This window comes from Paracoccus sp. BR5-17 (assembly GCF_055693925.1).
This window is the reverse complement of record NZ_JBVFUV010000003.1, coordinates 176919-202468: the sequence shown is the minus strand read 5'-3', so window position 1 is coordinate 202468 and position 25550 is coordinate 176919. Positions and strand designations below refer to the sequence as shown.

The following is a 25550-nucleotide window of genomic DNA, read 5'->3' as shown; positions in this document are numbered from 1 at the left end:
CGGCCCCCCGGCAGGGGGTGCTTCATGGCGGATGCGGCATGGGCTATAGCCAGTGCATGATGCATCGCGCGGCCGGTGGCCTTCTTGAACACGTCCTTCGCCTGCGCGCCGGTCTGGGCCGGTCCGAGGCGCTGCGCCAGCGTCTGGCGCTGGACGGCGCCGGCCCGGCCGAGATCTGGATCCACGGCGCCTCGGTCGGAGAGCTGACTTCCGCGCGGCCGGTCATAGAAGCCCTGGCGGCCACGCATCGCGTGCTGGTGACGGCCAACAGCCTGACCGGGCGGGACAGGGCGGCCGGCTGGGGCCTGCCGGCACGGCTGGCGCCGCTGGATCTGCCCGGCACCTTGGCGCGGTTCCTGGATCAGGTGCAGCCGCGCCTGCAGATCACCGTCGAGGCCGAGTTCTGGCCGCTGCGATCCTGGGCCCTGGCGCGGCGCGCCATCCCCCAGGCGGTCATCGGCGCGCGCATGTCGGAACGGTCTGCCCGGAGATGGGCACGGCTGCCGGGGCTGATCGGGCCGGTGCTGGGGCGGCTGGCAGCCCTGTCGGCCCAGGATGCCGACAGCGAAGGGCGGCTTGGGGCGCTGGGGGTTCCTGCCGGGGCGATCCTGCCGCGGCTGGATCTGAAGCTGCTGAGCCCCGCCGGGATCACGCTGCCGCCGCCCTCGGCGGATCGCGACAGGACGCTGCTGGCGGCCTCGACGCATGAGGGAGAGGAGGCCGCGGTTCTGGACGCCTGGGCCCTGGCCCGCCGCCGCCACCCCGACCTGCGCCTGATCCTGGCCATCCGTCACCCGCAGCGCGGCGATGCGGTGGCGGCCCTGCTGGCGCAACGCGGCATCGCCCACGGGCGCCGGTCGCGCGGCGCGGCGGGGGAAAAGGTGCTGCTGGCCGATACCCTGGGGGAAATGGACCGCTGGTATGGCGAAGCCGGGCTCTGCTTCGTGGGCGGGTCCCTGGCGGACCGGGGCGGCCATACCCCGTGGGAGCCCGCCGCCCACGGTTGCGCGATCCTGCACGGCCCCCATGTCGGCAATTTCCGCGAGGCCTATGCCGCCCTCGACGCCGCGGGTGGGGCGATCGCCGTCGATGCGGGCAGCCTGGCCGGGCAACTGGCCGGGCTTGCCGACGCGCCGGACCGGGCGCGGCAGGTGGGGCGGGCGGCGCGCCTGGTGCTGGACCGTCGCGCCGGCGATCCCGCCGCTTTGATCGCGCATCTGCGGGAACTTGCAGGGCCGCCCGGCCGATCCGATATAGGCGGGGAAGGAAGGGGTTCTTAACCGATGATCCGCTATGCGCTGCGCTGCGAGAAAGGCCATGACTTCGACGGCTGGTTCCGGTCGTCCGATGCGTTCGAGACGACCCTTGCGGCCGGGTACGTCGCCTGCACCCAGTGCGGATCGGCGCAGGTCCGGAAGTCGCTGATGGCGCCCTCGGTCGCCTCGGAACGCAAGGCGGGGCCTGCCCCGAACCCCCTGGAGGCCGCCTTGCAGGCCCTGCGCCAGCAGGTCGAGGCCAACAGCGACTATGTCGGCCTGAAATTCGCCGACGAGGCCCGCGCCATGCACGAAGGCCGCATCCCCCGCCGGTCGATCCACGGAGAAGCAAGGCCAGACGAGGCCCGCAAGCTGCTTGAGGACGGGGTGCCGGTGGCCCCCTTGCCCTTCATCCCGCGCCAGAAGACGAACTGATCGGCAGGGCAGGCGCGGCTATTCCCTTTCCGCCCTTGCGGTTCCGCCCCCCGCCCCTAAAAGCCGCGGCCAGCAGAAACCCCTGGCTGGAGGCCTCGCGATGCCGCTTCTGGTGATGAAATTCGGCGGCACGTCGGTCGCGGATCTGGACCGCATCAAGAACGCTGCCCTGAAGGTGCAGCGCGAGGTCGAGCGCGGCTATGACGTCATCGTGATCGTCAGCGCCATGTCGGGCAAGACCAACGAACTGGTGGGCTGGGTGGAACAGACCTCGCCGCTGTTTGACGCGCGCGAATACGATGCCGTCGTCAGTTCGGGCGAGAACGTCACGGCCGGGCTGATGGCGCTGACCTTGCAGGAACTGGGCGTTCCGGCGCGCAGCTGGCAGGGCTGGCAGGTGCCGATCAACACCACCGCCCAGCATTCCGCAGCCCGCTTCGTGGACATCCCGCGCGCCAACATCGACCAGAAGTTCGCCGAGGGCTTCAAGGTCGCCGTGGTCGCGGGCTTCCAGGGGCTGGGGCCGGACGGGCGCATCACCACGCTGGGCCGGGGGGCTCGGACACGACGGCCGTCGCCTTCGCCGCCGCCTTCGGCGCCGAACGCTGCGACATCTACACGGATGTGGACGGGGTCTATACCACCGATCCGCGCATCACCTCGAAGGCCCGCAAGCTGGACAGGATCGCCTTCGAGGAGATGCTGGAACTGGCGTCGCTGGGCGCCAAGGTCCTGCAGACCCGGTCGGTCGAACTGGCGATGCGCTACAAGGTGCGGCTGCGGGTGCTGTCGTCCTTCGAGGAAACGACCGAAAATTCGGGCACGCTGATCTGTGCCGAGGAGGAAATCATGGAATCGAAAGTCGTCAACGGCGTCGCCTCCTCGCGGGACGAGGCCAAGATCACCCTGGTCACGGTCGAGGACCGGCCCGGCATCTCGGCCGCGATCTTCGCGCCGCTGGCCGAGGCGGGCGTGAACGTGGACATGATCGTGCAGAACATCTCGGAAAAGGATTACGAGAACCATCCCGGTTCGGTGACCGACATGACCTTCTCGGTGCCGATCAACCAGGTCGAACGTGCGAAGCGGGCGATGGAGGAGGCCAAGGCCGCCGGGCAGATCGCCTATGACGAACTGGTGGTGGACACCGAGGTGGCCAAGGTGTCGGTGGTGGGCATCGGGATGCGCAGCCATGCCGGCGTGGCCGCCCGGATGTTCAAGGCGCTGGCCGATGAAAACGTCAACATCAAGGTCATCTCCACCAGCGAGATCAAGATTTCGGTGCTGATCGACCGCAAATATATGGAATTGGCCGTGCAGGCGCTGCATGATGCCTTTGGCCTGGAAGCGGCCTGATATCTTCCTGACGGCGTGCCGGATGGCATCTGCGGGGCAAAGCAAGGCAGGGCAGGCGGGCGATGCAGGACCGCAAGGACAGCGATTCACGCAAGCTGTTGAAACGGTTGAAGGACATCCTGGCTGCCGCCGGCGGTGGTCAGGACCGGCTTGACCAGATCACCCATCACATCGCCGATTCGATGGGAACGCAGGTCTGTTCGATCTATCTGTTCCGCGATGCCCAGACGCTCGAACTCTGCGCGACCGAGGGGTTGCGGCCGGAATCCGTCCACCGCACCCGCCTGCGCCTGGGCGAGGGGCTGGTGGGGCGGGTGGCGCGCACGGGGCGCTATGTGAACACCGCCAACGCTCCCTCCGAACCCGGCTTCCGCTTCATGCCGGAAACCGGCGAGGAGGTGTTCCCGTCCTTTCTGGGGGTGCCGATCCAGCGGGTCGGGGAACGGCTGGGCGTTCTGGTGGTCCAGTGCCGCGAGGCGCGGCTGTTTTCCGAAGACGAGATCTATGGCCTGGAAGTGGTGGCCATGGTGCTGGCTGAAATGGCGGAACTGGGCGCCTTCCAGGGCGGCCAGTCCGATTCGCTGCCGCCCAAGCACCGCTTTCCGCTGCTGATCCGCGGCTCGACCGGGCAGGAGGGGGCGGCCGAGGGCCGGGTCTGGCTGCACGAGGCGCGCGTCGTGGTGACGAACCCGGTGGGCGACGATCCCGACCGGGAACTCGCGCGCCTGAACGAGGGCGTGGCGATGCTGCGCAGCACCGTGGACAAGATGGTGGCGGCGGCCGACATGGGCGGCGAGGGCGAACACGCCGCCGTCCTGGAAACCTATCGCATGTTCGCCCATTCGCGCAGCTGGCTGAAGCGCATGGAGGAGGACATCCATCTGGGCCTGTCTGCCGAGGCCGCTGTGGAAAAGGAACAGTCGGCGGCGCGGGCGCGGCTGGAACGGGCCGCCGACCCCTATCTGCGCGAACGGCTGCACGATCTGGACGACCTGTCCAACCGGCTGCTGCGGATCCTTACCGGGCAGGGGGCCGACACCGGCGCCCAGATGCCCGACAACCCGATCCTGGTTGCCCGCAACATCGGCCCTGCGGAACTGCTGGAATACGGCCGCCGCCTGAAGGGCGTCGTGCTCGAGGACGGATCGGTGGGCAGCCATGCCACCATCGTCGCCCGCGCATTGGCGATCCCGCTGGTCATCCACGCCGCCCGCATCACCACCGAGGCGCTGAACGGCGACACCATCCTGGTGGACGGCGATCATGGCGTGGTCCATCTTCGCCCCGAGGAAAGCGTCCACAAGGCCTTCCTGGACAAGATCGCCATGCAGGCCGAGGCGCAGAACCGCTATGCCAGCCTGCGGACACTGCCTGCCACCGCGACCTGCGGCACGACGGTGCAGCTTTACATGAACGCGGGCCTGATGGCCGACCTGCCCTCGCTGGCGGGGTCGGGCGCCGAGGGGGTGGGCCTGTTCCGCACCGAATTGCAGTTCCTGGTCCGCAGCCACGTCCCCCGCCGCCGCGAACTGGCCGAACTCTATCGCCGGGTGCTGGACAACGCGCAGGGCAAGCCGGTGATGTTCCGCACGCTGGACATCGGGTCCGACAAGGTGCTGCCCTACATGAAGCCGCAGGACGAACCCAATCCGGCCATGGGCTGGCGTGCGATCCGGGTGGGGCTGGACAAGCGCGGGATCCTGCGGATGCAGATCCAGGCGCTGATCCGCGCCGCGGCGGGACGGCCGCTGCACGTCATGTTCCCGTTCATCGCCGACATCGGCGAATACGAGGCCGCCTACAAGATCCTGATGCACGAGCTGTCGCGCGAACAGCGGCTGGGCCATGCCATGCCCACCGACATCCGCGTGGGGGCCATGCTGGAAACCCCCTCGCTGGCCTTCGCGCCCCGGAAGTTCTTCGAGATGTGCGACTTCGTGTCGATCGGCGGCAACGATCTCAAGCAGTTCTTCTTTGCCGCCGACCGAGAGAACGAACGGGTGCGCCGCCGCTATGACACGCTCAGTTCCTCCTTCCTGCTGCTTCTGCGCCAGATCATCGAGCGGTGCGAGGAGGCGCGGGTGCCGCTGTCCTTCTGCGGCGAGGATGCCGGCCGCCCGGTCGAGGCGCTGACCTTCGCCGCCCTGGGAATCCCGCGCCTGTCGATGCGCCCGGCCTCGATCGGGCCGGTCAAGCACCTGATCCGGCGGGTGTCGCTGACCGGCCTGCGCGAGGTGATCGACGCAGGTCTGGACGCCGGGCTGCCCAACCTGCGCGGTCCGGTCACCGAATGGCTGGCGCGGCATTAGGCGGAAAGCCGCAGGGCGGGGCATCGGCTGCCCGGTCGGCGCCGGCTGGACCGTCGCACGTCAGGCTTCTGCCTTGCTGCGGCGACGCAGCCCCCTTATATTGAAACGGTTTTTGGTAACCATCACCCGACATGAAACGCCGTCATTTTCTCAACGCAGCGACCGCCTTGGCCGCAGGAGGGTCGTTCATGGCCGTGCCTGCGCAGGCGCAGACAGCACCGGACGAGGCGGCATCGGCCGGCGAGGGGAAAGACACCCCTCCGGCCCCGGCCACCTTCGGATTCGAGGACGTGGCCTCTATGGCCGCGGATCGCGCAACCCGGGTTTACGAACAGCCGGTTGCCGAGCAGGTGGGCAGTTTCGCCAACCTGACCTATGACAAGTACCGCGCGATCCGCTTTCGCCGCGATCTTGACCCCTTCGCGGGCAACCCGCGCTTCGGGATGGATCTGCTGCCGCCCGGCGCGATCTTCTACGAGCCGGTCAACATCAGCATCGTGCGCGACGGCGTGCCGCAGCGGCTTGAATTCGACCCGGCGATGCTGGAGTTCGATCCCTCGCAGTTCCCCGAGGGCGCCGATCTGCAGAACAAGGGCGACATGGGCTGGTCGGGCTTCCGGCTGCGCACCATCCTGAACCGCCCCGGCGTGATGGACGAGTTCCTGGTGTTCCAGGGGGCCACCTATTTCCGCGCCGTGGCGCGCGGGACGATCTATGGCCTGTCGGCGCGCGGGCTTGCCATCAAGACCGGCAGCCCCGACGGCGAGGAGTTCCCGCTGTTCACCGACTTCTGGATCCAGGAACCGTCCGAGACATCGGAATGGGTGCGCATCTACGCGCTTCTGGACAGCAAGTCCGTCGCGGGCGCCTATCAGTTCGACGTCAATCCGGGTGCCGCGACGGTGGTGCGGACGCGGGCCGCGCTGTTCCCGCGCGTCGATCTGCAGAGCACCGGTCTTGCGCCGCTGACATCGATGTTCTGGTTCGGCCCGGCAAGCCGCCGCGAGGTTGACGACTATCGCCCCGCCGTTCACGACAGCGACGGCCTGGCCATGCATACGGGCGCCGGGCAGGCGCTGTGGCGGACCCTGGGGGCGCACGAAAACCTGCAGATCTCGTCCTTCGTGGACAACAATCCGCGGGGCTTCGGTCTGGTGCAGCGCAGCCGCGACTTCGACAACTATCAGGACGCCGAGGCGCTTTACCACCTGCGTCCCTCGGCCTGGATCGAGCCCGAGGAGAACTGGGGAGAGGGCGAGGTGCGCCTGGTCGAGATCCCCGTCGAGAACGAGTTCAACGACAACATCGTCAGCTTCTGGGTGCCGAAAGAGCCGCTGGCCCGCGACCGGCGCCACGACTTCCGCTATCGGCTGATCTTCTCGGGGCTGCCGGCCAACGACCTGCCGCTGGCCAAGGTCCGGCAGGTGCGCAGCGGCCGGTCCATCAATTCCGAAGCCGCGCGCAGCGTCATCGTCGATTTCGACCTGTCGCTTTTCACCGACGCGATGCCGCAATCGCAGGTGACTACCTCGGCGGGACGGATCGCCCATGCCTACCTGAAGCCGCTGGCCGACCAGGGCGTCCTGCGCCTGGCCTTCGAGTTCGAGCCGGGCGACGCGATGCTGGCCGACCTGCAGGCGGTGCTGACCTCGCCCGAGGGCGTGGCGCAAAGCGAAACTTGGCTCGCGCGCTGGACCGCATGAGTCGGGCGCGCGTCCTGGCGGACTGCCACCGGCTGCCCGCCACTCCGGCCGAAGCGCCGCTGGCCATGCCGGTGCAGGATTTCGGGGCGCCGCCGCAACCGGCCTTCCCGCGCGTCCACGACGGCTGGCGCGTCTGGATGGCCCGGCTGGTCGCCTTCGGCGGCACCGCGGCCCTGGCCGTCATCGGCTTTCAGCAGATGCTGCGCACCTTCGGCGACGATCCGACGCCGATGCAATGGGCGCTGCTGGTCCTGTTCGTGCCGACCTTCGCCTGGGTGGGGTTTTCCTTCTGCAACGTGCTGGCGGGCCTGTTCGCGCCGCGCCTGACCACGCCCGAAGGGCCGAACACGGCCCGCCTGGTCGTGGTCATGCCGATCTACAACGAGGACGCGCAGAAAAGCATCGGCCTGCTGACCGCCCTGGCGCGCGAGCTTGACCGCGAGGGCCTGGGCGAGCGGGCCGAGATCTTCGTGCTGTCCGACACCCGCGATCCGGTCGTGGCCGTGAACGAGACGCTGGTGATCGACGCGGCCCGCCGCATGTCGCCCCTGCCGATCTGGTATCGCCGCCGCATCACCAACGAGGACCGCAAGACCGGCAACATCGGCGACTTCATCCGCCGCTGGGGTGGCCGCTACGATCAGATGGTGGTGCTGGATGCCGACAGCATCATGACCGGCGCCACGATCCGGGCGCTGTCGGCGCGCATGAACGCCGATCCGCGGCTGGCGCTGATCCAGACCATGCCGGTCCTGGTGGGGGGCGAGACGATCTTTGCCCGCCTGACGCAGTTCGCGGGCCGGGTCTATGGCCCGATGATCGCGCGCGGCGTTTCCGCCTGGTCGGGCGACACCGGCAACTTCTGGGGCCACAACGCCATCATCCGCCTGCCGGCCTTCGCCTCGGCCTGCGGCTTGCCGCGCCTGCCCGGCAAGCCGCCCTTCGGCGGCACCATCCTGTCGCACGATTTCGTCGAGGCGGCGGCGCTGTGCCGGGCCGGCTGGAAGGTCCGGCTGGACCACGATCTGCGCGGCAGCTTCGAGGGCTGCCCGCCGACGCTTCTGGACATGGCCGTGCGCGAACGGCGTTGGGCCCAGGGCAACCTGCAGCATTCGCGCCTGTTCGGGATGCGCGGCGCCCGCGCCATCACCCTAGCCCATTTCACCATCGGCATCCTGGGCTTCCTGATGAGCCCGCTGTGGCTGGCCCTGATCCTGGTCGGCCTTGCGCTGTCGGCCACGGTGCTGCTGTCCACGCCCGAATACTTTCCCACCGCCTATCAGCTGTTCCCGGACTGGCCGGTGTTCGACGCCCAGCGGATGCTGTGGCTGTTCGCGGTGTCGATGGCGCTTCTGCTGCTGCCCAAGCTGATCGCCACCTTCCGCGCCTGGCTGCGGCCGCTGGCGCGCAATTCCGGCGGGCCGGTGCGGATCTTCGCCAGTTCCCTGTTCGAGATCCTTCTGTCGGCGCTGATCGCCCCGGTCCAGATGCTGATCCAGACGCGCCAGATCTTCGACATCCTGCGCGGCCGCGACAGCGGCTGGAACGCCCAGGTGCGCGCCGGATCCATGCCCGACTGGAACGTGGTGATCGCGCGGCACTGGGTGCATGTCGGGCTGGGCCTCGGCACGCTGATCGTGCTGGCGCAGTTCTCGCCCCCGCAACTGATCTGGCTGTCGCCGATCCTGGCGGGGCTGATCCTGTCGCCGCTCACCTCGCGCTATTCGGCCAGCCCGATCTTCGGCCGCTGGGCGCGGATGCGCGGGCTGCTGGTCACCCCCGAGGAACGCGATCCCCCGGCCATCCTGACCGAGGCCAGCGCGGTGGTGCGGGCGATGCCCCGCCCGCTGAGGGGAACACCGGGCCTTCTGGCCTTCGCCGAGGAACCCGGCCAGATCGACCGCCACGTGGCGCTGCTTCCCGAAAACCCGGCCCTGCCCGACGACAAGCGCCTGGCGCGCATCACCGCCGGCGCAAAGATCGGCCATGCGGCCACCAAGGCGCAGGCCCTCGGCTATCTGACCCGCGACGAAACCGACGCCCTGGTGTCCGACCCCGCGCTGCTGCGGCAATGGAGCCTGCTTCCCTCATGAAGCGGCTGATCGCTCTGGACATGCTGCGCGGCTACGCGCTGGTCTGCATCATGCTGGACCACATGCCGGTTTCGGCGTTGCGGTCGTTCACGCTGGCCAATTTCTCGATCTTCGACGCGGCGGAACTGTTCGTGCTGCTGTCGGGCTTCCTGGTCGGCATGGTCTGGCTGGCAGTCGAGATGAAGCAGGGGCGCCGCGCCGCGCAATGGCGCTTTGCCCGCCGCGCCTTCGAGGTCTGGCGGGCCCTGGTGTTCGGCGGGATGCTGATGGCGCTGGTGTCGGCCGGCCTGCTGGCGCTGGAGATGGACCATACCGCGATCTGGCACCAGTATGCGGTCTGGGTGCTGGAAAACCCTCTCGGCTTCCTTGGCGTGCTGGCCAGCATGTGGCTGCAGCCGAACCTGCTGGACGTGCTGGCCGTCTATGTGATCCTGCTGGCCTCGGTGCCGGTGCTGGTGCCGCTGCTGATCCGCTATCCGGTGGGGTTCGCGGCCGGATCCTTCGTGCTGTGGTGCTTTGCGCCGCTGCTGAACGCCTTCGTGCCCAACCACCGCCTGGGCGGCTTGCTGTTCAATCCCTTCGGCTGGCAGATGCTGTTCTTTTCCGGCATCGCGATGGGCTTGTTCCGCAGGCAGATGATGCCGGTCCTGATGCAGCACAGGACGCTGCTGACGGTGCTTTCGGCCGGGATGTTCCTGTTCGGCACCGCCATCATCATCGGCGCCAAGATCGGCGCGCCGGCGCTGGCCTTCCGCGACGCCCTGCGCCTGATCTATGGCGGAGAGATCGGCAAGTGGGATCTGGACGGCACCCGCTACATGGCCATCATGGCCGCAAGCTGGCTGGTCGCCGTCCCCCTTGCCGACATCATGGAGCGGATGGCCGCCAGCCGGCTGGGGGTGGCCCTGCAGCAGATCGGGCGGGGCGGGCTGTTCTCGTTTCTGGCCTGCGTTCTGTTGTCGGTGCTGGGCGACGCTTTCCAGATGAACCCGCCCGACCAGGGCATCCTGCGCCGCATGGTGGTCGATGTCTGGGCGATGCTGGCGCTGTGGTGGCTGTCGGCCCTGTGGCTTGCCTATGGCGCCCCTTGGCAACTGTCCCTGCGGCTGCGGCGCAAGACCGCTGCCTGACGCGAAAACGCGACATCCGCCAGCCCGCCGTTCCGGCAAGGGGGCCGGCCGGGACGACGCTGCGCACCAGGATACCGGGGATCTGGAGGCGGGTACCGGACCTGCTACCATTGTTCTAAGCCACTGGGCGGCTTGAATAACCGAGTGTGAGGTTGAGTTGTATGTCGCACTTCGTGTCACGCTTATGCTGTCTGAGTTGTTTACCTGTCAACTGTTCGAATTGCCTTGTACCGGCCCTACGCAGGTTGAACCGCCTTGCCCTGCACCGCTCAAACTGCAATGCGATAAGGGGTATCCCTGACTGTCGCGCCGGGGGTATGGGGGAAGTTGTCGCGCCCGAGTATGTAGATAGGCCACGAAAAATTGTGCCGAGAAATCACGTTGACTGACAAGCCCATCAACAGGTTCCTCATGAAGTTGAAACTCCAACTATCGCCGCCTCGGCAATCCGTTGCCCAATTCCTTGGATGCCGGGGTAAACAAGAGAACTATCGACGCCCAAGTTGAGCAATTGCTGGAGAAACGGACGTCTACATGCAGCCCTTATAATGACTTTTCCCATTTTATTGATCTCCAACCGATCTAAATTGCGCTCATCTAAAGGTGTAAAATCCTCCTGGTCGCCGTAGTTTTGAATTGTGAAGACACTTTTTTGCATGCGTATGCGCTCATCAATCACAGGAGGATTTAACCTGGTGATGCGATCGCTCCAAGGTAGCCTAGGGTCAGGACCCATTAATCGGCTTGCGGTCGCCTTGGCTGCGTGATTCACGCTCCCGAACTGATGGGGGCAATGATGAGCAATCTTTTCTGGCTGACCGACGAGCAGATGGAGCGTTTGAAGCCGTTCTTTCCGAGGAGTCATGGCAAGCCGCGGGTTGATGATCGTCGGGTCTTGAGCGGCATAATCTTCATCAATCGTAATGGGTTGAGATGGTGCGATGCGCCGCGTGAATATGGACCTCCGAAGACGCTCTACAACCGATGGAAGCGGTGGGGCGACATGGGAGTCTTCGCCAGGATGATGGAAGGACTGGCCTCCGAGGGTGCCGAGCAGAAGACCATCATGATCGATGCGACCTACCTGAAAGCGCACCGCACGGCTTCGAGCCTGCGGGCGAAAAAGGGGGCCCGACGACCAGCGCGGACGTTTGATTGGCAGAACGAAGGGCGGGCTCAATACCAAGCTACATGCCGTTACCGACGCCAAGGGACGGCCCCTGAAGTTCTTCATGACCGCGGGCCAAGTGAGTGACTACACCGGAGCCGCCGCCCTGCTGGGCAGCTTGCCCGCTGCCGAGTGGATGATCGCGGATCGCGGTTACGACGCCGACTGGTTCCGGGAAGCGTTGAAAGACAAGGGGATACGCCCTTGCATCCCGGGGCGGAAGTCGCGCGGCAAGGCGGTCCGCTACGACAAGCGGCGCTATCGCCGCCGCAACCGCATCGAGATCATGTTCGGTCGCCTGAAAGACTGGCGCAGGGTCGCAACCCGCTATGACAGATGCGCCAAGACCTTCCTGTCCGCTGTCGCACTCGCGGCAACCATCATGTTCTGGCTTTGAAGATCAATGAGTCTGGACCCTAAGATCGGGGCTAACAAATCTTCGACCGTGTGTGGGAGAAATATAAAACAACGCACAGTCTGTATTGTGGTTGAGATTATTTACAGCAAAGTAAAGTGCAATCAGTGGATCCAAGGTCCAATCTAATAGTTGCGTAGGGACGCCGTAGTGTTGAGCAATGACTCTATCGGCAATGGGGCTTCTTTCATAATTTGGGAGAAGGATTGCACCACGGTTAAAAAAAGCTGAAACCATATATTCTTCTTGACTATAAAATAGCTTTTCCTTGTTTTGTCCCCACAGATTGTAGTTGTGCCTGTAGAGCGATGGAATAAGACGCCATTCGGCGTCGCTGTGACCTCTAAAAACAAAGTCATGACCAAGGCATCCGCTATCGCTTAAATACGACATAAAGCTCCAGAGGTTGTCGCCGCTGTTCCACTCTATCACTTCCACACTACGATCCTTTCATCTAACTTAACCATTCGAAGTTAACCGATGTTCATTCTTACGCTTCATCTATCAATTTATGTCAGTTGTGATTATTGTTCGAGCAACTGCACGTCTTGTACGGTAACGCAAGAACATCTCTTGCTCCCATGCAGCTTCAACACGCGGCCCGACCGACGCGCAGCCGCTGCACTTCAGCCGGTGCCGCGCCGCTTCCGTCAATGCTGACGACCATACAAGCAGCCCTTAATGGCCCCTCGTCACCAGTTCTTGATTCCTAAGAAGCGTGGCGACAAAGCGGCTACACTGTCCCTATTCGGCAGCTGCCCCGCGCTACGATCTTCCAGCTAAGTGATTGATTTTCCTTGGAGGCGGGTACCGGAATCGAACCGGTCTTCACGGATTTGCAATCCGCTGCGTAACCTCTCCGCCAACCCGCCGCCGTGAGGTCTGCATCCAATAGAGGATTGCCGCACGGCTTGCAAGACGCGAACCTGCGTCGTTGCGGGACCCTCGGAATCATGGCAATAAGCGCAAAAAGCAGTTCGCAGAGGTTCCGGTAATGAGCGATTTCGCCACGCGGCGCACCATGATGGTGGACAGCCAGGTTCGGCCCAACGATGTCACGAAATTCCCGGTCATCGAGGCCATGCTGGCGGTCCCGATGGAGGATTTCGTTCCCCCCTCGCGCCGGTCCGTGGCCTATGCCGGGGAAAACCTGGACCTGGGCGGCGGCCGTGTCGTGCTGGAACCGCGGACCTTGGGAAAGATGATCGACATGCTGGATCTGGACCCCGACGACCTGGTGATGGATGTAGGCTGCGGCTACGGCTATTCCTCGGCCCTGCTGGCGCGGCTGGTCCAGACCGTCGTCGCCATCGAGGAGGATCCCGAGATGGCCGCCGAGGCCGAGCGGCGGCTGTCCGAGGCCGGCGTCTTCAACGTCGCGGTGCTGAACGCCCCGCTGGCCCAGGGCGCCGAGCGGCAGGGCCCCTTCGACGCGATCCTCATCAACGGCGGCGTCGAAGAGGTTCCCGCGCCGATCCTTGCCCAGCTGAAAGAGGGCGGCCGGATCGCCGCGCTGTTTCTGGAAGGCGCGCTCGGCGTCGTCCGCATCGGCCACTGCCTGGTCGGCCGGGTCGTCTGGCGCTATGCCTTCAACGCCTGGGCCCCGCTCCTGCCGGGCTTCCAGCGGGTGCGGAGTTTCTCGCTATGAGGGGTTTTCACGCTGTTGCCGGGATCGCGTTCGGCGCCGCGTTCGCCTTTGGCGGGCAGGCCGTCCAGGCCCAGCAGACGCTGGCCGATACGATGGTTGCCGCCTATCGGCACTCGGCCCTGATCGAACAGAACCGCGCCGTCCTGCGCGCCGCCGACGAGGACGTGGCGGCAGCCGTCGCCGCGCTGCGCCCGGTGATCGAGTGGACCGCCAGCCATACTGTCCAGCGGGTCGAGGGGCTGACCGGCTATACCACCGCCCGTTCGACCTCGGTGCAGATCGGCGCCCAGATCCTGCTTTACGACTGGGGGCGTTCGCAGCTTGCCATCGACGCCGCCAAGGAACTGGTGCTGGCGACGCGGCAGGGTCTGGTGGCGGTCGAGCAGGATGTCCTGCTGTCGGCGACCGTGGCCTTCTTCGACATCCGCCGCACGTCCGAGCGGGTGGCCCTGCAGCAGAACTCGGTCGAGCTTCTGACCAGCGAACGTCAGGCCGCGCAGGACCGCTTCGACGTGGGCGAGATCACCGTGACCGACGTGGCCCTGGCCGAGGCCCAGCTTGCGCAGACGCAGGCGGCCCTTGCCGCGGCCCAGGGCGATCTCGAGATCGCGCGCGAGGAATATCTGGCGGTGACGGGGCTCGTGCCCGGCGCGCTGGCCCCGCCGCCGCCGTTGCCGCAGCTGCCGCCCACGCTTGATGCGGCCAGGGCGATCGCGCAGCGCAACCATCCCCTGATCGCCCAGAACCAGCGGCGCGCCGCCTTTTCAGAGCTTCGCGTCGCCGCCGTCGCCGCCGAGCGCAACCCCACGCTGACCGGCAGTATCGGCGCCGGCGTCAGCCGCAGCGCACGCAGTCCGCTGGACAACCAGCGGGACAACTTCAACAGCGCGCAGGTCGGCCTGAGCATGAGCCAGACCCTCTATTCCGGCGGCCGCCTGTCGGCGCTGCATCGTCAGGCGATGGCCGAACGGGATCAGGCGCGCGCGGCCCTGCTGAACACCGCCCGCCAGATCAGCCAGCAGGTCGGCGAATCATGGGCCAACATCGCCGTGGCGCGGGCGCAGCTCAGCGCCATCGACGAACAGATCGCCGCCGCCGAGCAAGCCTATAACGGCGTGCGCGAAGAAGCGGCGCTGGGCGCGCGGACGACGCTGGACGTGCTGGACGCAGAGCAGTCCCTGCTGGAGGCGCGCGCCGACGAGATCGACGCGCAAGCCCTGCTGCAGTTAGCACATTATCAACTTCTGGCTGCTATGGGTCTCCTTACGGTAGAACACCTGAACCTGGGGATCCCGACCTATGACCCTTCGCAGTACTACAACGCCGTGCGCGACGCGCCCTACACCAGCAAGCAGGGCGAAAGCCTTGACCGCGTCCTGCGCGCAATCGGGCGCGACTGACACGCTGAACTGCGGGGGCCACCATGGGTGATCCCCGCGCTTCGCAAAACGCCGCCCGCCTGTCCGAGGATATCGGCGACGTCCTGACCGCGATCCGTCGCATGATCGCGGATGATGATGCGCTTAGTTCCGCCCGTGACAGCATCCGCAGCGGCCGGACCGGCCTGGTGCAGGATGATGCCGGCGAGTTCCTGGCCCGCCGGCATGGCGGCGCCGCCGCCCTTGCGCGGCAGATGGTCGAAACCGCCGCCCGCCCGGCGCCCGCCCCGGCCGTTGCCGAGGAGGAGGCCGAGGCCCCGGCCCCCGCGGTCCCGCCCTTCATCCTGCGCGCCCGTCCCGACACCGGTCCCGCTGCCGATCCCGTCCGCCCGCGTCTGCGCGCCGAGCGCCGTGCCGAGGAGCCCGAGCCCGCGAAGGTATCCGGCTGGCGGGCCTGGCTGCGCCCTGAGCTTCGCGAACCCGCGCCGCAGGTCGAAGCCCCCGCGCCGGTGGCGGCCAGCCTCTCCGAACCGGTGGACGCCGTGGCCGAGGACGAGGATGATTTTGCCGAAGCCTTCGACTGGAAGGCCCGGATGCGCCCCGAGATCGACGAGCCCAAGCCGCAGCCGCTGATGGCCGAGGCCAGGCCGGCCGAGCAGCGCCTGTCGGGCTGGGTTCTGTCGCCCGATCCGGTTGCCCTCGACCCCGTCGCGCAACTGGCCGCCGAAGTCGCGGCCTGCGACGCCGAACACCACATCCCCGCCGACCCCGCGGCCGAGGAGCGCGGCATCCGCGAGCTTCTGCGCGAGATGGTGCAAGAGGAGCTGAACGGCGAGCTGGGCGAGCGGTTCTCGGCCAATCTGCGCGCGGTGATCCGGCGCGAGATCGCTGCGGCCCTGGACACCCATCTCGACCGCCTCTGACGCAAAGGGGGGCAGCGCCTTGCCGCGCTGCCCCCGGTCCTGTCAGGTCCGCGCGGCCTGAAGGGTTCCGGCCCACCAGGCCAGTTCGTCCAGCATGGCCTTCAGCGAGCCTTCAAGATTGCCCTCGATCTCGGTCATCGGGGCATTCGCGCCCAGGGGCGAGACCTTGAAGAAGTCCGCCCCGCCGATGTGAACCGCGTTGCGCAGCGGCACCATCTGAAGCTCGATCCCGATCAGGCGCAGGTGTTCAAGCGCCCGCGTCCCGCCCATGCTGCCATAGGCCAGGGCGCCGAAGGGCTTGCGGTTCCATTCCTTGTAGGCCTGGTCAAGCGCGTTCTTCAGTGCCCCTGTGATCGAGCGGTTGTATTCGGCCACCACGAAGATGAAGCCGTCGAAGCCCGCCAGGGTTTCCTGCCAGGCGACCGCCCGGGGATCGCTGGAGGGCATCCACAGGTTCGAGGCGGGCTCGTTGAAGAAGGGCAGGTCGTGGTCGCGCAGGTCGATCAGCGCGAAGTCGAGTCCCGGGTGATCCCTGACCTTCTCCATCAGCCACTGCGTCGGCTTGTCGGCGAACCGGCTGTCGCGCGTGGAACTGATGATGACGCCGATGCGGGGCCTGGACATGGCAGCTCTCCTTTTTCTTCGGGGTTGAATCTCAGCCGCAGACTAGCCTGTTTTGGGGGCCGCGCTGCATCTTTCCACAGGGCAGGCGCGCACAGCGGGTCGCGCATCCATGCACAAGATCCGCAGATGACGCCTTGAACGGCAGTCGCGGCGGTGGTCTATCTGGTGGCATGAAGAAGTCCGACAACCCTGCCGATCCGTTCAAGAAGGCCCTGTCCGAGGCGACACGGGCGCTGGCCGACGACCGCGATCTGAACGTGACCTTCAGCGCCGATCCATCAGGGGTGGCGGGCGACACCATGCGCCTGCCGCAGGTCAGCCGCCGGATGGGCCGGGACGAGGTCTTGCAGGCGCGTGGCACCGCCGACGCCCTGGCGATGCGGATGCGCCACCACGACGCGGCGACCCACGCCCGCTTCTCTCCTGCCGGGCCGATGGCCAAAGAACTTTACGAGGCGATGGAAACCGCGCGCTGCGAGGCGCTTGGCGCGCGCGAGATGCCGGGCGCGCTGTCCAACATCGACGCCCGCATCGGCGCCGACGCCGACAAGAAGGGCTACGGCCAGATCAAGGCGGCCGCCGACGCCCCGCTGGCGGTGGCGGCGGGCTATATCCTGCGCCAGGCAGCGACCGGCCGTCCGCTTCCGGCGGGCGCGCAGCATGTGGCCGATCTGTGGCGGCCCTTCGTGGAACAGCAGGCCGGCGGTTCGCTGGCCGGGGTCAACGAGGTGCTGGCCGACCAGGCGGCGTTCGCGCGCCTGTCGCGGCAGGTCATCAGCGACCTGGGCTATGGCGACCAGCTGGGCGACGATCCCGACCAGCCCGACGAGGACGAGGCCGACGAGCAGGCCGAGCAGGACGAGGAAGCCGGCGACAACCAGTCGCGCGACCAGGACGACAGCGAGGATGCCGAGGCTTCGCCCGAACGGTCGCAGGAACAGCAGCAGGACGAGCGGCAGGCCCAGGTCAGCATGGACGACCAGTCCGACGAGCAGTTGACCGACGAGGCCGAGATGCCGGAATCCGAAACCCCGCCCGACCTGCCGCCGCCGGTCAGCGAAGCCAGCGCGGACTACAAGGTGTTCAGCCAGGCCTGGGACGAGGAGATCCGCGCCGAGGATCTGGCCGAGCCGGCCGAGCTGGAGCGGCTGCGCGCCTATCTGGACAAGCAGCTCGAACCGTTGCGCGGCGCGGTGTCGCGGCTGGCCAACAAGCTGCAGCGCCGGCTGCAGGCCCAGCAGAACCGCAGCTGGGAGTTCGACAAGGAGGAGGGCGTTCTGGACGCCGGACGTCTGGCCCGGGTGGTGGCGAACCCGACCACGCCCCTGTCCTTCAAGGTCGAGAAGGACACCGAGTTCCGCGACACCGTCGTGACGCTGCTGATCGACAATTCCGGCTCGATGCGCGGCCGGCCCATCAGCATCGCGGCGATCTGCGCCGATGTGCTGGCCCGGACGCTGGAGCGGTGCAGCGTCAAGGTCGAGATCCTGGGCTTCACCACGCGCGCCTGGAAGGGCGGGCAATCGCGCGAGGCCTGGCTGCAGGCGGGCCGGCCCGCGCAGCCGGGGCGGCTGAACGACCTGCGCCACATCATCTACAAGCCCGCCGACGCGCCCTGGCGGCGGGTGCGGCCGAACCTGGGGCTGATGATGAAGGAGGGCCTGCTGAAGGAAAACATCGACGGCGAGGCCCTGGAATGGGCGCACAAGCGGCTGGTCCGGCGCAGCGAGGCGCGCAAGATCCTGATGGTGATCTCGGACGGGGCGCCGGTCGATGATTCGACCCTGTCGGTCAATCCCGCCAACTACCTGGAAAAGCACCTGCGCGACGTGATCGCGATGGTCGAGAAGAAACGCATGGTGGAACTGCTGGCGATCGGCATCGGCCACGACGTCACGCGCTATTACCAGCGGGCGGTGACCATCACCGACGCCGATCAGCTTGCCGGCGCGATCACCGAACAGCTGGCGGCGCTGTTCGACGCCGATCCCCGCAAGCGCGCCCGGGTTCTGGGCATGGCGCAGGCGCGGCGCGGCTGAGCCTGCGGCGCGGGCGGGCAGGGGGTCTCGGACCCCCTGCGGACGCCGGGGGCGTCCTACCCCCGAGGATATTTCAGCACAGAAGATGCGGCAGCGTGGCGCGCAGCCGGGCCATGCCGCCGGGTTGCCAACCCAAGTCTCGAAGCCGGTGGCAGGTCTGGATGCGAAGGCCGGACGGGTCGGCGCGGTCGGGCAGGGGATGCGGGCAGCCGGTCAGGGCCGCAACCTCGGCCAGCAGATCGCGGCGGTCCAGGACAAGGTCGCTGCAGTTGACCGGCGAGGGCGGCGCGGGCTGGTCCAGCAGCAGCAGGATCGCCCGGGCAAGGTCCTCGCCATGCACCTCGGTCGCGACCCGCGGGGCGACGGGACGCCCCGCCCGGTAGTCCTCAAGGATCCCGCGCCACTTGTTGGCGGGGCCCGGACCATAGACGCCGGTCGCGCGCAGGGAGGTTCCGGCCACCGGCAGGCTGGCGAGGCAGGCCTCCGTCTCGGCCTTGATCCGGCCGTAAAGGTTTGCGGGGCGTGCCGCCAGGTCATCGGCAAGGACCATGCCTGCCGGATGGCCGTCATGGACGGCGCGAGAGGACAGGAAAACGATCCGGGGGACGCGGTCGCGGATCGCCGCGTCGAACAGGCGCAGCGTCCCGTCGCGGTTCAGCCGCAGGAAGCCCTGCGGATCGTCCCCCTCGCCGCCGCGATAGCGGCCGGGGGCGTGGGCGAAGGCGCAGTGGATCAGGGCGTCATGGCCGAAGAGATCGGGCGTCTCGCCCAGGCTGAAGCCGCTGCTGCGGTCCAGGCGGGTGACCTGGTGGCCGGCCGCAACGGCCGCGCGCAGCACGAAGCCCCCGACGATGCCCGAGGCGCCCGTCAGCGCGAGGCGCATCAGGCGGCGGGGCGGACCTGGGCGGCCAGGTCGGGCACCGGGTGGCCGTCGGCGATGGCGCGCCACAGGTCGATCAGCGGGCGCAGCAGGTGCGACTTGTCGTGGTCCTGCCAGGGCTTCTCGTACTGGAAATGCAGGATGCGGATGTCCTCCCAGCTCCACAGCTCGGGCATGTTCATCCACACGTATTGCAGCATGTTGTGGTGGATCGACAGGCCGTGCCAGTCGGGGAAATAGTCCTGCAGGAAGGTCTGGTCGGTCCGCCGCCAGAACACGCCGGGGCGGTCCAGATGGGCCATCATCGCGTTGAAGGTGCGGATGTCCGGCCGGGCCGTGAACACGCCCGAGTTCATGCGGTGGAAGCCGTCCAGGCCGTCATAGACATTGGGCGCGGCGCAGAATTCCGGCAGGTCGAACAGTTTTTCCACGCAGCGCAGCACCACCGCGTCGGCGTCGATGAACACGCAGCGCTCGTAGTCCAGTTGCCACAGCCGCAGCTTGACGAAGTTGTCCAGGGGTGTGTGGAAGTCGGGCTTGCCGCCCTGGGTGAAGGCCGCGCGGGCGTGCAGCGCGTCGCGGGCATGGGCGCGGTCGAAGCTTTCCGAGGTGGGCAGCAGATCGGCGTGGATCAGCCGCGCCCCGTGCGCGCGCAGCCGCATCAGGTGGGCGGGACCCAGGCCGCGATGCATGACCACCAGATCGGCGCGGGTTCCCGTCAGCTTCAGCGACCGCAGCAGCGCCTCGGCGCCCGGAAGATAGTCGGGGTTCGTCACCAGCGTGACATAGGCGCGGTCGGATCGGGCCGCCGTTTCCGCGCGCAGGCCGTCGGGCAGGGCGGGATCGCCTTTGCCGGGCGGGGAGCGGTACAGCGGCGAAATCCGGTAGGTGTCCATCTGGGGTCCTGGAAGTCCAAAGGGTCTGGCAACGGCCTTGGCCGCGGCGATGCGGCCCGTTTTCTGCACCGTTGATGGCAGAACGCGGTGGGGTTTGCCAAGTTTCATCTTGGCGCTAACCTGCCGGGACAGCCGGAGGAACCCCCATGAGCCTGCCTGCCGAGATCCTTGACCGCCTGCGGTCCGTCCTGGGCCCGCGCCTGTCGCAGACGGCGGCGGATCGCGACCATCATGCCCAGTCCGAGGCGTTCCACCGCTCGCCCCCGCCCGACGCCGTGGCCTGGCCCGAAAGCGCCGAGGAGGTGGCCGCGATCCTAGCGGTCTGCAACGAGGCCGGGGTGCCGGTGGTGCCCTGGGGCACCGGGACCTCGCTGGAAGGCCATGCGCTGCCGGTGCAGGGCGGGGTCAGCCTGGATCTGTCGCGGATGGACCGGGTGCTGGAGGTGCGGGCCGAGGACATGCAGGCCAGCGTGCAGCCCGGCGTCACCCGCGAGGCGCTGAACACCGAACTGCGCGCGACGGGGCTGTTCTTCCCGGTCGATCCGGGGGCCAATGCCTCGCTTGGGGGGATGGCCGCCACCCGCGCCAGCGGGACGACGGCGGTGCGTTACGGCACCATGCGCGACAACGTGCTGGCCCTGCAGGTCGTGCTGGCCGACGGGCGCATCATCCGCACCGGGACGCGGGCCGCCAAGTCCAGTGCCGGCTTCGATCTGACGGCGCTTTTCGTGGGATCGGAAGGCACGCTGGGCGTCATCACCGAACTGACCCTGCGCCTGCACGGCCAGCCCGAGGATGTGGCGGCCGCGGTCTGCGCCTTCGACAGCCTCGATCACGCCGTGGAATGCGTCAGCGCCACCATCCAGTCGGGCATCCCCATGGCGCGGATCGAATTCGTCGATGCCGCCACGGCGCGGGCGTTCAACCTCCAGTCCGGCAGCGCCCTGCGCGAGCAGCCGCATCTGATGATCGAGTTCCACGGCAGCCCCTCTGCCGTGCGCGAGGATGCGGCCCGCTTCGGCGACATCGCGGCCGAGTTCGGCGCCCAGGGCTTCGACTGGGCCACCACCCCCGAGGAGCGCGCCCGGCTGTGGCGGATGCGGCACGGCGCCTATCACGCCTGCCTGGCGCTGCGGCCGGGGGCCTCGGGGCTGACCACCGATGTCTGCGTGCCCATGTCGCAGTTGCCCGCCGCCGTCCATGCCGCGGCCGAGGACATCGCGGCCGAGGGGCTGATCGGGCCGATCGTGGGCCATGTGGGCGACGGGAACTTCCATTCGGTGCTGCTGCTGGATCCGGCAGATCCCGACGAACTGGCCGCGGCCAAGCGGGTGGCCCGGCGCATGGCGGAACGCGCGCTTGCCGTCGGCGGCACGATCAGCGGCGAACACGGCATCGGGCTGGGCAAGCGCGGGCTGATGGCAGCCCAGCATGGCGAGGGCTGGGCCCTGATGGGACAGATCAAGACGGCACTGGATCCGCGCAACATCCTCAACCCGGGAAAGCTGGTGCCCGACAGGAACTAGGCCTGCCGCCGACCGTTGCCTTGCCAAGCAATCGGAGAAGATCCCATGTCATACAACGACAACAATCCGCAGAGGTCCGCCCGGCGCCACGTGCCCGCCCTGGCCGCCCTGGCCATCGTCCTGATCGCGGCCTTCGTGGCCTTCATGGTGTTCAGGCCCGGGATCGAAGAGGAGAACGACGGCATCGCCACCACGCCACCGCCTGCAGAGACGCCCGTCACCAACGCCGAGGGCATCGATGGCACGGCCCCGCCCCTGGTGTCTCCCGAGGGGACGCCGCAGATGGAGGAAGGCGAGGTTCGCGCCACCGAGGCGGCGCCTGTCGCCGTGGGCGAGCCCGCCGACGAATAGGATCCTCTCTGACGCACTCGTGACCGTCACGGCCCGGTGACTTTTTCTCACGGCCTTGCGATAAGCCGCACAGAACAAGATCCGGATCAGGACGTCACGGGGGCAGGATGAGGATTTTCACGAAGCTTTTGCTTGGGCTTGTGGTGGTGCTGGCGGTGGCCTGCGCGCGGACGCCGGAACGCGGCGGCTACCGCGCAGCGCCGGGTCCGGGCGCCAATGCGCAACTGGGCGATTCAGCGCCCCACGACTGGGGCGGGCGCGGCCCCTACGGCCATGCGGTCCACGGCATCGACGTGTCCCGCTGGCAAGGCGACATCGACTGGAACCGGCTCCGCGGCGCCGGCATCAGCTTCGCCTTCATCAAGGCGACCGAAGGGGGCGATCATTACGACCCCAGCTTCCACCGCTATTGGCGCGAGGCCGCCGATGCCCGCATCCCGCGGGGCGCCTATCACTATTACTACTTCTGCCGCAGCGGCGCCGAACAGGCCCTGTGGTTCATCCGTCAGGTGCCGCGGGAAATCGGCTCTCTGCCGCCGGTGATCGACCTTGAATGGACCAATTCGCGGACCTGCCCCTATCGCCCCTCGCCGCAGGAGATCAAGCAGCAGGCCTCGATCTTCATGGACATCGTCGGCCGCCACTACGGGCAGCAGCCGATCATCTACACCACGGTCGATTTCTACCGCGACAACCGGCTGGGCGACATGCGGGCCGAGTTCTGGCTGCGGTCGGTCGCGAACCACCCCAGCGTCCCCTATCCCGGCCAGCGGTGGGCCTTCTGGCAATACACCGGCACCGGGATCGTGCCGGGCATCCGCGGCAACACCGATCTCAACGCGTTCGCGGGAAGCCGCGAGGACTGGGTGCGATGGTTGCAGGCGCGCCTGACACGGTAAGGCCCGGCCCCTGGCTGCGGGTCGAGTTCGCGGCGCTCTATCTGGGGGCGCCGCTGGCGATGGCGCTGTTCATGCCGCCGCACCTGCTGTTCCGGGCACTGGCGCTGTTCAGCCTGGTGGGACTGGTCCTGCTGTGGCGCACCGGGGGCTTTCCCTGGCGGTCGCTGGTGCGCGGCTGGCGCCGCCTCCCCTGGTCCGAGGTCGCGGGCATCGCGCTGGTCACGCTGGCCTTCGGCGCGCTGATCCTGTGGCAGACCCGGCCCGGCGCGCTGTTCGCCACCGCCCGCGCGCGGCCCGAGTTCCTGGCCGCGATCTGGCTGCTCTACCCGCTGCTGTCCGCGCTGCCTCAGGAACTGATCTTCCGCCCGCTGTTCTTCCACCGCTACGGCGCGATCCTGCCGCAGGGGCGGGGCGCGATCGCCCTGAACGCCGCCATCTTTTCCTTCGCGCATCTGATGTACTGGTCCTGGATCGTGGCGGTGCTGACCTTCGCGGGCGGGTGGGTCTTCGCCCGCGCCTATCTGCGCCACGGATTCCCCTCGGCCTGGCTTCTGCACGCGGTGGCGGGCAACGTCCTGTTCGCGGTCGGCATGGGCGTCTATTTCTACAGCGGCAACGTGGAGCGGCCGTTCTGAGCGGTTGACTTCCCGCCCCTGCCGCGCTTGATGCACGGCGGATTATTCGGGGAACGACCATGCACGCCTATCGCAGCCATACCTGCGGCGACCTGACCGCCGCCCATGCCGGCGAGACCGTCCGCCTGTCGGGCTGGGTCCACCGGGTCCGCGACCACGGCGGCGTGCTGTTCGTCGATCTGCGCGACCATTACGGCATGACGCAGGTTCTGGCCGACAGCGACAGCCCCGCCTTCGCCGCGATGGACAGGCTACGGGCCGAGACCGTCGTCCGCATCGACGGCCGGGTGAAGCTGCGCGACGCCTCGCTGGTCAATCCCAAGCTGCCCACCGGCGAGATCGAGGTCTATGCCACCGACCTCGAGGTGCTGGGACCGGCAGAGGATCTGCCGCTGCCGGTCTTCGGCGACCAGGAATACCCCGAGGAAACGCGGCTGGCCTATCGCTTCCTCGACCTGCGCCGCGAGTCGCTGCACGACAACATCATGCTGCGGTCCCGGGTGATCCGGTCGATCCGCAACCGCATGTGGGACCAGGGCTTCACGGAATTCCAGACCCCGATCATCACCGCCTCGTCCCCCGAAGGCGCGCGCGACTTCCTGGTGCCCTCGCGCCTGCATCCGGGCAAGTTCTACGCCCTGCCGCAGGCCCCCCAGCAGTTCAAGCAGCTGATCATGGTGGCGGGCTTCGACAAGTATTTTCAGATCGCCCCCTGCTTCCGCGACGAGGATCCGCGCGCCGACCGCAGCCCCACCGACTTCTACCAGCTGGACATGGAAATGTCCTTCGTAGAGCAGGAGGACGTGTTCAACACCGTCCAGCCGGTGATCCAGGGCCTGTTCGAGGAGTTCGGAGGCGGCCGCCCGGTCGATCCCCACTGGCCGCGCATCCCCTATGCCGAGGCGATGCTGAAATACGGCAGCGACAAGCCCGACCTGCGCAACCCCATCGAGATGCAGGTGGTCAGCGATCACTTCCGGGGTTCCGGCTTCGGCATCTTCGCCAAGCTGCTGGAGCAGGAAGGAACCGAGGTCCGCGCCATCCCCGCGCCGGGGGGCGGCTCGCGCAAGTTCGCCGACCGCATGAACGCCTTTGCGCAGAAGGAAGGCCTGCCGGGGATGGGGTATATCTTCTGGCGCAGGGCCGAGGATGGGTCCACCGAAGCGGCCGGTCCCATCGCCAAGGCGCTTGGCCATGAACCCACAGAGGCCATCCGCGAGCAGCTTGGCCTGGGCGAAGGCGATGCGGTCTTCTTCCTGGCCGGCCGCCCCGAGCAGTTCGAGGCCGTCGCAGGCCGTGCCCGCACCGAGATCGGCCGCGAGCTTGGCCTGACGCAGGAAAACCAGTTCAAGTTCGCTTGGATCGTCGATTTCCCGATGTACGAGCGGACCGACGACGGCAAGATCGACTTCAGCCACAACCCGTTTTCCATGCCGCAGGGCGGGCTGGACGCGCTGAACGGCGATCCCTTGCAGGTCAAGGGCTATCAGTACGACCTGGCCTGCAACGGCTACGAACTGATTTCCGGTGCGATCCGCAACCACAAGCCCGAGATCATGTTCAAGGCCTTCGAACTGGCGGGCTATCCGGCATCCGAGGTCGAAAAGCGCTTCGGCGGCATGGTCAAGGCCTTCCGCTTTGGCGCGCCGCCGCACGGGGGTTGTGCGGCCGGCATCGACCGGATCGTGATGCTGCTGGCGGACGAGCAGAACATCCGTCAGGTCATCATGTTCCCGATGAACCAGCGGGCCGAGGATCTTATGATGGGCGCGCCCAGCGAACCCAGCAACGAACAGTTGCGCGAATTGCGCCTGCGCGTCCTGCCGAAAGAGTGATCTGACATCCTGTCCACGGCCGCATAGCCTTCGGGCGGGGGAAGGCCCCC

At 67.5% G+C, this 25550-nt stretch carries 21 protein-coding genes, 1 tRNA gene and 1 pseudogene; 17 read left to right on the top strand and 6 right to left on the bottom strand.

Annotated features, from left to right (window positions below):
* The first annotated feature begins 38 nt into the window (after positions 1 to 38).
* The 7 genes and pseudogenes from ACZ1HC_RS02065 to opgC all read left to right on the top strand — a co-directional run bounded on the left by ACZ1HC_RS02065 (position 39) and on the right by opgC (position 10282).
* Positions 39 to 1280: a 3-deoxy-D-manno-octulosonic acid transferase gene (locus ACZ1HC_RS02065; protein WP_472698536.1), complete on the top strand. Its 1242-nt coding sequence runs from the start codon at positions 39 to 41 to the stop codon at positions 1278 to 1280.
* A 3-nt stretch (positions 1281 to 1283) separates the two neighbouring features.
* Entirely contained in the window at positions 1284 to 1691 is a 408-nt protein-coding gene (locus ACZ1HC_RS02060) for a DUF1178 family protein (protein ID WP_472698535.1), read from the top strand.
* A 100-nt stretch (positions 1692 to 1791) separates the two neighbouring features.
* A pseudogene (locus ACZ1HC_RS02055) lies at positions 1792 to 3047 on the top strand (aspartate kinase).
* Between the two features lie 62 nt (positions 3048 to 3109).
* Positions 3110 to 5356, top strand: coding sequence for a phosphoenolpyruvate--protein phosphotransferase (gene ptsP / locus ACZ1HC_RS02050; protein WP_472698534.1), 2247 nt, complete (start codon positions 3110 to 3112; stop codon positions 5354 to 5356).
* A gap of 188 nt (positions 5357 to 5544) precedes the next feature.
* Positions 5545 to 7059, top strand: a complete 1515-nt coding sequence (locus ACZ1HC_RS02045; protein WP_472698533.1) for an OpgD/OpgG family glucan biosynthesis protein — start codon at positions 5545 to 5547, stop codon at positions 7057 to 7059.
* Complete coding sequence (gene mdoH, locus ACZ1HC_RS02040; protein WP_472698532.1) at positions 7056 to 9152, top strand: glucans biosynthesis glucosyltransferase MdoH; 2097 nt, start codon at positions 7056 to 7058, stop codon at positions 9150 to 9152. Before ACZ1HC_RS02045 ends, mdoH begins: the two co-directional genes overlap by 4 nt.
* Positions 9149 to 10282 carry an OpgC domain-containing protein gene (gene opgC / locus ACZ1HC_RS02035; RefSeq protein ID WP_472698531.1) on the top strand — a complete coding sequence of 378 codons (1134 nt, stop codon included), beginning with the start codon at positions 9149 to 9151 and terminating at the stop codon, positions 10280 to 10282. Before mdoH ends, opgC begins: the two co-directional genes overlap by 4 nt.
* A 409-nt stretch (positions 10283 to 10691) precedes the next feature.
* On the opposite strand, the gene ACZ1HC_RS02030 is transcribed toward opgC, so the two are convergent.
* The gene (locus ACZ1HC_RS02030) at positions 10692 to 11054 is read right to left on the bottom strand and encodes a hypothetical protein (protein ID WP_472698530.1); all 363 of its coding nucleotides are present in this window, start codon (positions 11052 to 11054) and stop codon (positions 10692 to 10694) included.
* 24 nt (positions 11055 to 11078) lie between these two features.
* On the opposite strand from ACZ1HC_RS02030, the gene ACZ1HC_RS02025 reads away from it, so the two are divergent.
* A protein-coding gene (locus ACZ1HC_RS02025) for an IS5 family transposase (RefSeq protein WP_472698529.1) occupies positions 11079 to 11847 on the top strand; the annotation gives its coding sequence in 2 pieces (ribosomal slippage) (positions 11079 to 11416 and positions 11415 to 11847; 771 coding nt in all).
* Positions 11848 to 11850: 3 nt separating this feature from the next.
* On the opposite strand, the gene ACZ1HC_RS02020 is transcribed toward ACZ1HC_RS02025, so the two are convergent.
* Both ACZ1HC_RS02020 and ACZ1HC_RS02015 read right to left on the bottom strand, forming a co-directional pair.
* Positions 11851 to 12303: an FRG domain-containing protein gene (locus tag ACZ1HC_RS02020; protein WP_472698528.1), complete on the bottom strand. Its 453-nt coding sequence runs from the start codon at positions 12301 to 12303 to the stop codon at positions 11851 to 11853.
* A 360-nt stretch (positions 12304 to 12663) separates the two neighbouring features.
* Positions 12664 to 12737, bottom strand: a tRNA-Cys gene (locus ACZ1HC_RS02015).
* Positions 12738 to 12859: 122 nt separating this feature from the next.
* Between ACZ1HC_RS02015 and ACZ1HC_RS02010 the strand changes: the two genes are divergently transcribed.
* The 3 genes from ACZ1HC_RS02010 to ACZ1HC_RS02000 are packed head-to-tail and all read left to right on the top strand — an operon-like array spanning position 12860 to position 15815.
* Entirely contained in the window at positions 12860 to 13513 is a 654-nt protein-coding gene (locus ACZ1HC_RS02010) for a protein-L-isoaspartate O-methyltransferase family protein (RefSeq protein ID WP_472698527.1), read from the top strand.
* Positions 13510 to 14913 carry a TolC family outer membrane protein gene (locus tag ACZ1HC_RS02005; RefSeq protein ID WP_472698526.1) on the top strand — a complete coding sequence of 468 codons (1404 nt, stop codon included), beginning with the start codon at positions 13510 to 13512 and terminating at the stop codon, positions 14911 to 14913. The genes ACZ1HC_RS02010 and ACZ1HC_RS02005 overlap by 4 nt, the downstream gene beginning before the upstream one ends.
* 23 nt (positions 14914 to 14936) lie before the next feature.
* Positions 14937 to 15815 (top strand): hypothetical protein, encoded by an 879-nt coding sequence (locus tag ACZ1HC_RS02000; RefSeq protein ID WP_472698525.1) that lies wholly within the window; start codon positions 14937 to 14939, stop codon positions 15813 to 15815.
* A gap of 42 nt (positions 15816 to 15857) precedes the next feature.
* On the opposite strand, the gene ACZ1HC_RS01995 is transcribed toward ACZ1HC_RS02000, so the two are convergent.
* Entirely contained in the window at positions 15858 to 16439 is a 582-nt protein-coding gene (locus tag ACZ1HC_RS01995; RefSeq protein WP_472698524.1) for an NADPH-dependent FMN reductase, read from the bottom strand.
* A gap of 170 nt (positions 16440 to 16609) precedes the next feature.
* Here ACZ1HC_RS01995 and cobT point away from each other — a divergent pair, with 170 nt between their 5' ends.
* Entirely contained in the window at positions 16610 to 18478 is a 1869-nt protein-coding gene (gene cobT / locus ACZ1HC_RS01990; protein WP_472698523.1) for a cobaltochelatase subunit CobT, read from the top strand.
* A 73-nt stretch (positions 18479 to 18551) separates the two neighbouring features.
* On the opposite strand, the gene ACZ1HC_RS01985 is transcribed toward cobT, so the two are convergent.
* On the bottom strand, positions 18552 to 19361 hold the full coding sequence (locus tag ACZ1HC_RS01985) for an NAD-dependent epimerase/dehydratase family protein (protein ID WP_472698522.1): 810 nt from the start codon (positions 19359 to 19361) through the stop codon (positions 18552 to 18554).
* Positions 19361 to 20254, bottom strand: coding sequence for a glycosyltransferase (locus ACZ1HC_RS01980; protein ID WP_472698521.1), 894 nt, complete (start codon positions 20252 to 20254; stop codon positions 19361 to 19363). The genes ACZ1HC_RS01985 and ACZ1HC_RS01980 overlap by 1 nt, the downstream gene beginning before the upstream one ends.
* Before the next feature lie 146 nt (positions 20255 to 20400).
* Between ACZ1HC_RS01980 and ACZ1HC_RS01975 the strand changes: the two genes are divergently transcribed.
* The 5 genes from ACZ1HC_RS01975 (at position 20401) to aspS (ending at position 25500) form a co-directional block, all read left to right on the top strand.
* Entirely contained in the window at positions 20401 to 21780 is a 1380-nt protein-coding gene (locus ACZ1HC_RS01975; protein WP_472698520.1) for an FAD-binding oxidoreductase, read from the top strand.
* Positions 21781 to 21825: 45 nt separating this feature from the next.
* Positions 21826 to 22131: a hypothetical protein gene (locus ACZ1HC_RS01970; RefSeq protein ID WP_472698519.1), complete on the top strand. Its 306-nt coding sequence runs from the start codon at positions 21826 to 21828 to the stop codon at positions 22129 to 22131.
* A gap of 107 nt (positions 22132 to 22238) precedes the next feature.
* Positions 22239 to 23030: a glycoside hydrolase family 25 protein gene (locus ACZ1HC_RS01965; RefSeq protein ID WP_472698518.1), complete on the top strand. Its 792-nt coding sequence runs from the start codon at positions 22239 to 22241 to the stop codon at positions 23028 to 23030.
* Positions 23003 to 23665, top strand: coding sequence for a CPBP family glutamic-type intramembrane protease (locus ACZ1HC_RS01960; protein ID WP_472698517.1), 663 nt, complete (start codon positions 23003 to 23005; stop codon positions 23663 to 23665). Before ACZ1HC_RS01965 ends, ACZ1HC_RS01960 begins: the two co-directional genes overlap by 28 nt.
* A 59-nt stretch (positions 23666 to 23724) precedes the next feature.
* A complete protein-coding gene (gene aspS, locus ACZ1HC_RS01955) occupies positions 23725 to 25500 on the top strand; it encodes an aspartate--tRNA ligase (RefSeq protein WP_472698516.1) in 1776 nt (591 codons plus the stop codon).
* Positions 25501 to 25550: the final 50 nt, after the last annotated feature.

Coding starts and splice junctions, on each gene's coding strand:
- mdoH (WP_472698532.1), top strand. CDS start 7,056: ATGAGTCGGGCGCGCGTCCTGGCGGACTGCCACCGGCTGCCCGCCACT.
- cobT (WP_472698523.1), top strand. CDS start 16,610: ATGAAGAAGTCCGACAACCCTGCCGATCCGTTCAAGAAGGCCCTGTCC.
- ACZ1HC_RS02045 (WP_472698533.1), top strand. CDS start 5,545: ATGGCCGTGCCTGCGCAGGCGCAGACAGCACCGGACGAGGCGGCATCG.
- ptsP (WP_472698534.1), top strand. CDS start 3,110: ATGCAGGACCGCAAGGACAGCGATTCACGCAAGCTGTTGAAACGGTTG.
- ACZ1HC_RS01980 (WP_472698521.1), bottom strand. CDS start 20,254: ATGGACACCTACCGGATTTCGCCGCTGTACCGCTCCCCGCCCGGCAAA.
- ACZ1HC_RS02060 (WP_472698535.1), top strand. CDS start 1,284: ATGATCCGCTATGCGCTGCGCTGCGAGAAAGGCCATGACTTCGACGGC.
- ACZ1HC_RS02005 (WP_472698526.1), top strand. CDS start 13,510: ATGAGGGGTTTTCACGCTGTTGCCGGGATCGCGTTCGGCGCCGCGTTC.
- ACZ1HC_RS02000 (WP_472698525.1), top strand. CDS start 14,937: ATGGGTGATCCCCGCGCTTCGCAAAACGCCGCCCGCCTGTCCGAGGAT.
- aspS (WP_472698516.1), top strand. CDS start 23,725: ATGCACGCCTATCGCAGCCATACCTGCGGCGACCTGACCGCCGCCCAT.
- ACZ1HC_RS01960 (WP_472698517.1), top strand. CDS start 23,003: ATGGTTGCAGGCGCGCCTGACACGGTAAGGCCCGGCCCCTGGCTGCGG.
- ACZ1HC_RS02010 (WP_472698527.1), top strand. CDS start 12,860: ATGAGCGATTTCGCCACGCGGCGCACCATGATGGTGGACAGCCAGGTT.
- ACZ1HC_RS01995 (WP_472698524.1), bottom strand. CDS start 16,439: ATGTCCAGGCCCCGCATCGGCGTCATCATCAGTTCCACGCGCGACAGC.
- ACZ1HC_RS01985 (WP_472698522.1), bottom strand. CDS start 19,361: ATGCGCCTCGCGCTGACGGGCGCCTCGGGCATCGTCGGGGGCTTCGTG.
- ACZ1HC_RS01965 (WP_472698518.1), top strand. CDS start 22,239: ATGAGGATTTTCACGAAGCTTTTGCTTGGGCTTGTGGTGGTGCTGGCG.
- ACZ1HC_RS01975 (WP_472698520.1), top strand. CDS start 20,401: ATGAGCCTGCCTGCCGAGATCCTTGACCGCCTGCGGTCCGTCCTGGGC.
- ACZ1HC_RS01970 (WP_472698519.1), top strand. CDS start 21,826: ATGTCATACAACGACAACAATCCGCAGAGGTCCGCCCGGCGCCACGTG.
- ACZ1HC_RS02065 (WP_472698536.1), top strand. CDS start 39: ATGGGCTATAGCCAGTGCATGATGCATCGCGCGGCCGGTGGCCTTCTT.
- opgC (WP_472698531.1), top strand. CDS start 9,149: ATGAAGCGGCTGATCGCTCTGGACATGCTGCGCGGCTACGCGCTGGTC.